This is a genomic window from Nostoc sp. (assembly GCF_036917635.1).
Lineage (GTDB): Bacteria > Cyanobacteriota > Cyanobacteriia > Cyanobacteriales > Nostocaceae > Nostoc.
In genome coordinates this window covers 1-9,398 of the sequence record NZ_JBALCW010000063.1, presented here as the reverse complement: position 1 = coordinate 9,398, position 9,398 = coordinate 1, and the positions used below count along the sequence as shown (strand labels likewise).

Below are 9,398 nucleotides of genomic sequence, written 5' to 3'. Positions count from 1 at the left end.
ATGACCAATGACCAATGACCAATGACCAATGACCAATGACCAATGACCAATGACCAATGACCAATGACCAATGACCAATGACCAATGACCAATGATTAATGACCAATGACCAATGACCAATGACCAATTACAACAATCCTTCCAATTTGCGACGCATCTTTTCTAGTTCCGAATCAGACAATTCTGGTTCTTCTAGTGGCTGTTGATTGAAAGGAAAGGGGTCTTCAACAGTATCCTCCTTCTGGGCATCTTCTTGCCAGTCGGTTTTTTCGACGTTAAGTTCTGGGGGAGTTACAACTAAATTGCTGTTTTCTGGGACGATTTCCCATTCATATCCAGCACTTTCGCAAAATTCCTTGATTTCCTCAGCATCGATCGGCTCTGGTGTCGGTGCGGGAAAATCCTGAGCTTCTAACATCAGGGCAAAGCGGGTGGCGTCGTCTTCTGACTCGAACATCATAATTTTATTGAGATCGCCTACCCGAATGGTATGAATTCCCTCATTTTCCGTTCGAGCATTAAAAATTAACACAAAAACACGCATTGGTGTAATCATCTGTCTTTTTTAAGGTCTATCCATATTAAAGTTCTACGTTGTGCCTCAGCGAAAGTCACAGGAATAATTTTCACTCTATTCAGATCAGATTTAACTGAAAACGTCAATATTATGAAGCACAAGCATTGGATCAAGCAAATAGCGTAACTCAACAAATGAGGTCTTGGGTTTAGTTGGCGTATCCTGGAAATGGCATACTGAATCAGCGTCTCAGTTAATGCTTGTGTGTGCCAGCGACATCTGGCAATTAATACAGTTAAAGCAAATGATTAAATCTCCCAATCAAGATATTCTCTCCCCGTACCCTATCCGCAAGCGTCTATGGTTGCTGGTGTTGAGTCGGGGTAGCATTGCTTTGGGCGGACTTTTGCTGTTAGGAGTTATTGTCGGTATTTGTCGGTTGTGGACTTTTGTCCAAACAGAGTTAACACCCTTAGCACAAGAAAGTCTCACTACTACACTCAACCGTCCGGTAAAACTGGGAAAAGTCACACAATTTTCGTTGACAGGAGTGCAATTTGGGGCTTCAGCTATCCCAGCCACACCTACAGATCCAGATCGGGCCGCAGTTGAAGCTGTAGAGGTGGGTTTTGACCCTTTACAACTAATCTTTAACCGCCATCTAAAGCTAGATGTTACCTTAGTTAACCCAGATATTTACATTGAACAGGATAAACAAGGGCGCTGGGTTTCCACTAATATAGCGCCGCCGCGTGTAGGTGCGGCTATTAAAACCGATTTAGACAAATTGTGGTTTCGCAATGCCAAGTTAGCCTTGATGCCGCAGAAGAGGGCTGGGGGGGCAGGGGGAGCAGGGGGAGCAGGGGGAGCAGGGGGAGCAGGGGGAGTGAATTTTCCCTTATCTCCCGTAACATTTTCTCAAATCAACGGTTCTGCCCAACTTTTAGCAAATAACAAGTTGATCAGGTTTGATGTGGGGGGTCAAGCAGACAGTGGTGGTAGTATTTCCATTCAGGGAGAGACGCAGTCCAGGGTGCTAGCAGGGAACTTTCAAGTGCGATCGCAAAACTTCCTAGCTGCGGATCTTTCTCGGTTGATTAAGTTACCAGTGAGCTTACAGGCTGGTCGAGCCAATGGAGACTTGTTAGTTAGGTTAACACCAGGACAACGGACTTTATTGTATGGCAGCGCTGTTGTGCAAGGGGTAACAGTTGAAGTGCCTAAAGTCCCGCAACTGTTGAGCAATAGCCAAGGAAATCTTCACTTCCAGGGAACGGAGTTGCAGTTAAACAATGTTACTAGCAACTACGGCAAAATTCCCCTAGTGGCTACGGGAATCATCGACAATCAAGCAGGCTTTAACTTGGCAGCGCGGGTAAATGCGGTGAGTTTGGTTAATGCCCAAGAGACTCTCAAGGTAAAACTACCTGTGCCGATCGCTGGACAAGTACAAGCTTCTTTGCAGATTACCGGATCAACTAAAGAGCCAATTCTCTCAGGTACAGTTGCCACTATTCAAACTGCTCGGATTGACAAAGTTGATTTTAATAGCATTAGTAGTAAGTTTCAGCTTGCGACTAGTTCCTCTTTAATTACCCTAAAAGATATTCAAGGTAAAGCTAAAGTTGGTGGTGATATCACCGGCGCTGGGACAATTCAACTTGGTAAAAATCCGCGACTGGATATAAATTTTGCTGCCAAGAATGTTTCAGGGGATGCGATCGCAAAAGTTTATGACATAACACCCAACTTTCAAATCGGCAACGTCTCAGGTACTGCCCAACTAACTGGCCCTCCCACAAATGCCCAAACTGCGGTACAATATCAGGCTCCTAACGGAACTTACCCCGGAACGGGTGAAGTTGCGATCGCTCCAAATCGTAATGTCTCTTTCCGCAATGTGGCTCTGAATGTGAGTGGTGGTACAGTCCGGGCAACTGGTAGTTATGCCAATCAGCGTTGGCAAGCTGTGGCTGTTGCCTCTGGGGTAAAATTAGAACCCTTTGTAGACAAAAGTCAACTGCAAAATGTCTCTTTGGCGGAAGCACAGTTTAATGGTCGTCTTATTCTCTCAGGCAGCACAGCACCATTTAAAATTGCCACGATTCGCACTGATGGGGGAGGGGTTCAAATTGGTGGCGGCACAGTTGCAGTTTCTAATATCCAACTACAAGACCAAAGCTTCTCTGCTCAACTTGTAGCTAATGGTGTGCGGTTGGGACAAATATTAAAACAGTCTCCCCCAGCTTTAAATAACCCATTGGCGGGTACGTTCCAAATCGCAGGCAACAGAGATAATTTCAGCCTGAAAACCCTGCGTGGCAGTGGTGAAGGTCGCCTTGCTATTGGCGGTGGTACGGTTACAGCCTCTAATATTCAAGTGGCGAATGGTGTATATCAGGCGCAAGTTCAAGCAAATAATGTTCCTGTGCAGCAGTTGGCAACAGTACCAAAGCAGTTCCAGGGAGCGTTAAATGGTCAGTTCAACGTCGCGGGTTCTGTTGATTCTTTTAAGCTGCAAACTATTCAAGCCAACGGTCAAGCGCAGGTAAATGTTGCGCGTGGGACTATTACAGCCTCTAATATTCAATTGGCGAATGGTGTATATCAGGCGCAAGTTCAAGCAAATAATCTCCCGTTGCAGCAGTTAGCAGCAGTACCACCGCAGTTTCGAGGGACGTTAACCGGTCAAGCAAACGTGGCGGGTTCTGTTGAGTCATTTCAACCGCAAACTATCCAAGCCAGTGGTCAGGGACGCGTGAATCTTGCAGGTGGAACGATCGCAGCTTCTAATATCCAATTGGCTAATGGTCGCTATCAAGCTGTAGTTAATGCTAACGGTTTGGAATTAAATCGGTTAAATCAACAATTGCGGGGTAAGTTTGGCGGTCAGTTGCAATTAGCTGGCACCTTTGGATCGTCCAAATTAGCTGATTTGCGTGCTGCTGGACAGGTGCAATTATCCCAAGGTATCCCCGGTTTTGAGCAACCTCTGAGTGCTGCGATCGCTTGGAGTGGTGAAAGGCTTACCATTGAACGAGCAACTGCTCCCGGTTTAAGTGTTACTGGTAACATATTAGCCAATGCAAGAACAGCCGGTATACCAGAAATTACTGCCCTAAATCTCAACGTCCAAGCGCAGAATTACAACTTAAAACAGTTACCTATTAATCTTCCCAATCAGGTTGCTGTGGCGGGAAGAGTAAATTTTAATGGACAAATCACTGGTAAGTTGCCCTTGCCAAATGTGGTAGGGCAAATTAATTTACGAGACTTGATTGTTCAAGATATTGCTTTTGAACCGTTGTTAACTGGAAACATCGATTCAGCAGAGGGACGCGGTTTAAATTTGAACTTGGCAGGTAATAGAGATCGCCTAGCCTTCAATTTAGATGCCAATAATCGCCCGAAATCCTTCTTAGTAAAATGGCAGCAAGCATCAGCTATAGGTAATGCTCAAGGGAATGATTGGGCGCTCAAACTTGCAAATTTCCCCTTACAAATATTGAATTTGACTCCACCAGCAATTACTCGATTGGGTAGTGGTAAGATAACTGGCTTGTTAACGGGGGATTTGCTATTTAATCAGCAGACATTGGCAGCAACGGGGAATTTAGCGATCGCTAATCCGCAAATTGGGAGACTTCGCGGCGATCGAATAACTGCTCAATTCCGCTACGGTAACGGTAAAGGCACACTCACCAGTAGCGAATTTGTCAAAGGCAAAAGTAGCTACGCCCTTGTCGGTACTTTTGCTCAAAGCCCTAAAGGCCCTCAACTACAAGGTAAACTGAACGTCAACCAGGGAGAGATCCAAGATGTTCTAACGGTAGCGCAGATATTTGATTTACAAAACTTGCCAGGTGGTTCAGCAGAAATCTACGGCACAGCAGAGGATCTAACCACCACCCCCCAAGGAACCCAAAATCAACCTTTATTAACCCAAATTCAACGGTTTTCTGAAATTGAAGCTTTGGTAGAAGAACAGGAAGAAAAGCGACTTAATTCTACTCCTATACCAGATTTGGCAGACTTAAAGGGGACTTTCAACGGGGAAGTGGCTGTAAATACAGCTACAGCCAATGGATTATCTGTGGATTTTAATTTGAATGGACAAGACTTTGCCTGGGGTAAAAAGGAAGAAGGGAATCGTTATTATACTGCCGATAAAGTGATTGCCGAAGGCAACTTTGAAAACGGTGTTTTGAGTTTGCGACCTTTACGGCTTGAATCTGCAAACAGGTTAATTGCTTTTACGGGTAACGTTGGCGGTGATGAACAATCTGGCCAGCTGCGGGTGAATAATTTGCCAGTACAAGTACTGAATAATTTTGTCAAACTACCAGTTGGAATCAGAGGTAATCTTAACGGTACAGCAGCAATAGCCGGCAGCATTGCTAATCCCCAAGCTAGAGGGGAATTGCAAATCACAGAAGGATTATTGAATCAAAATAAAATAGATTCTGCGATCGCAAGTTTCAGCTATGCCAACGGACGCTTAAACTTTGGTAGTACTGTAGCAGTTGCTGGGCCAAAACCTGTTGATATTACTGGCAGCATCCCTTATAAATTGCCTTTTGCAACCGTTGCACCAGACAACGACCAAATCAATTTAGACATGAAGTTAGAAAACGAGGGATTAGCACTGTTAAACGCATTGACTAATCAAGTGGTATTTGAAAAAGGTGAAGGAGAAGTAGACCTTAAAGTACGCGGAACATTGCAAAAACCCGAAGTAAATGGAACTGCTACTATTAATAATGCTACTTTTTCAGCCCAGGCTTTGCCAGGTAAGCTGAAAGATGTTACAGGTCGAGTGCTGTTTAATTTTGACACCATCTTAGTAGAAAATATTCAGGGTAAATTTAGTCATGGCAAGGTAGAAGCTGCTGGAGAAATTCCCATTTTCAACAATGAGAACGTGACTATCAACAATCCCCTAACTGTTAATCTCGATCGGCTAGCGTTAAATCTGAAGGGACTTTACCTGGGAGGTGCTAGCGGCAATTTACAGATTACTGGTTCTGCCCTTAACCCAGTAATTGGCGGTAAAGTAAATTTATTTGATGGTCAAGTATTGCTGGCAGAATCTACCAGCACCGCTTCATCTGCAAATAGTGGTATTGGCGTATCACCCACAAAAAATAAGCAGAGCAAATCTGAAATTGGGAATGGGACGGTAAATGCGGTAGCTAGATTTAATAATCTAGATTTAGAACTCGGTAAAAACGTCGAAATTACTCGTCCTCCTATTCTCAGTTTCCGCGCAACTGGTAATCTCATAGTTAACGGCTCAATCAATCAGCCAATACCCGATGGTACTATCCGATTAGAACAAGGTGGGGTAAATTTATTTACTACCCAATTTAACCTTGCTCGTGGCTATACACACACCGCAACTTTTAGTCCGTCTCAACCCCGCGACCCCAACTTAGATATTCGGCTATTTGCCAAAGTACTGGATGTAACTCAAAGTAATGATTTCAGCCGGGTAAATACCACAGGTTTATCAGCATTAGAGAGTGTTCGAGTCGAAGCCAGTATCAACGGTCTAGCCAGCAAACTGAATGAAAATCTAGAACTGACAAGTAGTCCGTCACGTAGTCAAACCGAAATTGTGGCTCTTTTAGGAGGTGGGTTTGTAGACACCCAAGGACGAGGTGACAGTACCTTGGGTTTGATTAACATCGCAGGTTCGGCTGTGTTCAACAATTTTCAGTCAGCTTTTAACCAGATTGGGAGTAGCTTTGGCTTAAGTGAACTGCGAATATTTCCTACCGTTATTTCTGATAATCCTGAAGCTGGAAGGAGTAGTTCAACATTAGAATTAGCAGCAGAAGCTGGGGTTGATATTTCTTCTAAAATCTCGGTTTCCAGCATCAAGATTTTGACAACAAACGACCCATTCCAATGGGGTGTTAATTACCGGATAAACGATAAGTTTCGTGTCCGCGCTTCCACTAACTTAACCGATGATAGTCGTGCAGTAGTAGAGTATCAAACACGGTTTTAAAGAAATATCTTCAATTTTAAATTACAAATTACGAATTACTTCCTGTTCCCTACGACGTGCTAGTTCTTTGATTTCTACTGAGGTAAATTGGTAGTGCAACGCCAGAGATTGAGATTAATTATAAAAAATAATGGGTTGAATCTCAATGCTGCATTTTCTTATAATGAAGATTAGTTAGTATATGAGGTTTAGGAATCGCAACACAGACCTGGGTTGCTATAAAATTTACTATTTCTAGCTTTCAGAGTTTTTATTGCATCGATATTAGGTTAAATTAAGCAAATATCAGATTGTGATATTATCTCCTCCCTCTCGATTGATAACTAATCGCAAAATTGATAATCCTAAAATTATCAAAAATAGCACTAAACCAATTGTGCAACCATAGCTGATTTCCAAGTTAGTAAAAGCTTGCTCATATAGATAATAAACAATCGTTTTTGAGCTACTGAGTGGGCCACCTTGGGTCATAATGTATACTTCTTCAAACACTTTGGTGGCAGAAATAGCCGAAATTACCGCCACTAGTGCTAAATACGGCTTCATCAAAGGTATGGTAATATCCCAATGTTTGCTGATACCATCAGAACCATCGATCGCAGCAGCTTCGTAAACATCAGCAGGGATTGATTGCAACCCTGCTAAATAAATCACCATGTAGTAGCCTAGCCCCTTCCACACGGTGACAGCCATGACGCTGGCAAGCGAAATTGGTACAATACCAAAAATTTTTTCTGGGCTAGTTAGCCAAGGAATACCTTCTGGAAAAAGACCCAAAGCTTTCAGCAACTGATTCAGTAATCCGTTTTCTGCATACAGCCATTTCCAAGCTATTCCCGCAACCACCATTGAAATTACCACTGGGGTGTAATAGGCTGCTCTAAACCAATTCATCCCCCGCAGTTTCTGATTTACCAATATTGCCAGCACTAGGGGAGCAATTACTAAAATTGGGACTACACCCACAAGATATAAAAAAGTGTTTTCTAAGGTTTTCCAAAAAACTGCATCCTTCCAAAGCTTGAGGAAGTTGGCAAAACCTATCCATTGTGGCGGCTGAGCAATATCTTCATAGCTGGTAAAGCTGAGGTAAAACGCTTGCAGTGCAGGCCAAAAGACTGTTAAAGCCAAAAGAATTAAGGCGGGTAGTAAAAATAAATAAGGGGTCAGTCGCTGTTTGATGAATATCCAATCTTTAGGTGTTAATTGATTCATATAAGGTCTAATAAGTAAGTGGGCGCAAATAATCATCACTGGCTCGTAGTTGCGCTGTCTTCGCTAAAACGCAACTACGAGATAAATACAGAGATTTTACTTTTCGTTACATAGTTTGGTTTTCTCTTGCCTACCTACTTAGTTGTTTTCGCTTTCTCAGCAAGAATTTGGGGATGTGAGTAGATTTAAGCTTCAATATTCTAAAGGCATATATTTGCGTAGCGCTAATTAATAACTGGGAGAGAAACTGCAATGGAAACTCAACACAACCCGCCAATTGAACATCAAAATGTCCCCATAAACCACCGTGGACTACATGAATTTTTGTATAGTTCTGACGACGAACACAGCGCCACTGAGGTGAGTATAACCCCTGAAATGGCAAACGATGGTACTGAAATCATTAACCTTGAGGCTTGGAGTGCAGCTGCTCAAAACGCTAAAATTGCAGGTGTTTACGCAGTATTAGACGCAGAACGCTGCACGCAGTACATTGGCTATTCTCGGAATGTGTTGCTTTCTTTAAACGGTCATGTCAGTCAAAATGGTCAGCAAAAGTGTGCTTTTGTACGTGTGCAAGCCTTCAAGTTCCCCAAGCGTCAAGAAATGGAAGATTTGCGCGATGCGTGGATAGCAGAACTTGAAAGTACACCACCTGGTAATGCAACTGAAAGCGAAATGTGGGCTGCTACAGTAGGGGAAGCTGCAAAGGCGGTAATGTCAGAGGCAGAACGTCAAGCTTACGAGGAGAAAAAGCTAAAACTGCGGAAAGCAATGGCTGACACAACCCTCTCTAAAGAGTTAGAAACAATAGATGCGAGTATAGCCGAACGTCAGCGTCAACTTGAAGCTGCTGTGACAAATGATGACTGGAGTGTAATTATTGACGCACAGACACAAGAAACTAAGTCTTAGGTGTCAATTAAATTAGTTGTATATTTTTACAAATTAGTGTTTATGCGATGATGGCGCACATCTGTGCGCCCCTATGGGGTCATCGTGCTAAAACGAGTTTTTTGTACACTAAGAGAGTTAGATAACTTCACAAAGCGCTGCCCCGAATCAGTTACAGCTTGTTCGATTTTAAAGTTTTTGATTTTTTCTGTCTGAAGCTTTGAACCGGCGTTGATCATTGCCATTTCTAGATTATTTTGTTTAAATTGTATAATTTTGCTAAAGTATTTCTAAGTATTTTAACTGAATTAGCGGCACTCTAGAGGACGAATGGTTGTGTCAACAAAATATAATGATGGCACAATACTCGTGTCTAACCACACTAACCCACACCTTAAGCAATACCTCTCAGAACTTGTTCAAAGATTTCCCAACGGTCATTTCTACGCTTGGGATATAAATGACAGTTTCTAAACTTAGCTAGATCATTAGTGGCCTAAATATGAGTACCATTCGGAAATCTACCATAGTGCTAGGTACAGTAGGCTTCATCCTATTTTCTGTACTTTTGCTTGTATTTGTACCGTGGAGCTTTAACTTTTTTGGCTACGCACTACCAGGAAAAGGAGGATTACCTTGCCGAGTTTCATCCGGTGATCGGGTCTATATCCCACATTCCGCACTTCAATCAGTAGTATTAATAAACTACATTTAAATAAAATTCCAAATTATAATTTGGACTCCTAAGTAACCCTGAAA

At 42.8% G+C, this 9,398-nt stretch carries 4 protein-coding genes; 2 read left to right on the top strand and 2 right to left on the bottom strand.

What is annotated here, in order from left to right; translation table 11 throughout:
- Nucleotides 1-127: 127 nt before the first annotated feature.
- Entirely contained in the window at nucleotides 128-556 is a 429-nt protein-coding gene (locus V7K32_RS16210) for a DUF3110 domain-containing protein (protein ID WP_334994858.1), read from the bottom strand.
- Between the two features lie 265 nt (nucleotides 557-821).
- Between V7K32_RS16210 and V7K32_RS16205 the strand changes: the two genes are divergently transcribed.
- Nucleotides 822-6,530 (top strand): translocation/assembly module TamB domain-containing protein, encoded by a 5,709-nt coding sequence (locus V7K32_RS16205; RefSeq protein ID WP_334994857.1) that lies wholly within the window; start codon nucleotides 822-824, stop codon nucleotides 6,528-6,530.
- 285 nt (nucleotides 6,531-6,815) lie between these two features.
- On the opposite strand, the gene V7K32_RS16200 is transcribed toward V7K32_RS16205, so the two are convergent.
- A complete protein-coding gene (locus tag V7K32_RS16200; RefSeq protein ID WP_334994856.1) occupies nucleotides 6,816-7,745 on the bottom strand; it encodes a carbohydrate ABC transporter permease in 930 nt (309 codons plus the stop codon).
- 252 nt (nucleotides 7,746-7,997) lie between these two features.
- On the opposite strand from V7K32_RS16200, the gene V7K32_RS16195 reads away from it, so the two are divergent.
- Nucleotides 7,998-8,660 (top strand): GIY-YIG nuclease family protein, encoded by a 663-nt coding sequence (locus tag V7K32_RS16195; RefSeq protein WP_334994855.1) that lies wholly within the window; start codon nucleotides 7,998-8,000, stop codon nucleotides 8,658-8,660.
- The last annotated feature ends 738 nt before the right edge of the window (nucleotides 8,661-9,398 follow it).

Coding starts and splice junctions, on each gene's coding strand:
- V7K32_RS16210 (WP_334994858.1), bottom strand. CDS start 556: ATGATTACACCAATGCGTGTTTTTGTGTTAATTTTTAATGCTCGAACG.
- V7K32_RS16205 (WP_334994857.1), top strand. CDS start 822: ATGATTAAATCTCCCAATCAAGATATTCTCTCCCCGTACCCTATCCGC.
- V7K32_RS16200 (WP_334994856.1), bottom strand. CDS start 7,745: ATGAATCAATTAACACCTAAAGATTGGATATTCATCAAACAGCGACTG.
- V7K32_RS16195 (WP_334994855.1), top strand. CDS start 7,998: ATGGAAACTCAACACAACCCGCCAATTGAACATCAAAATGTCCCCATA.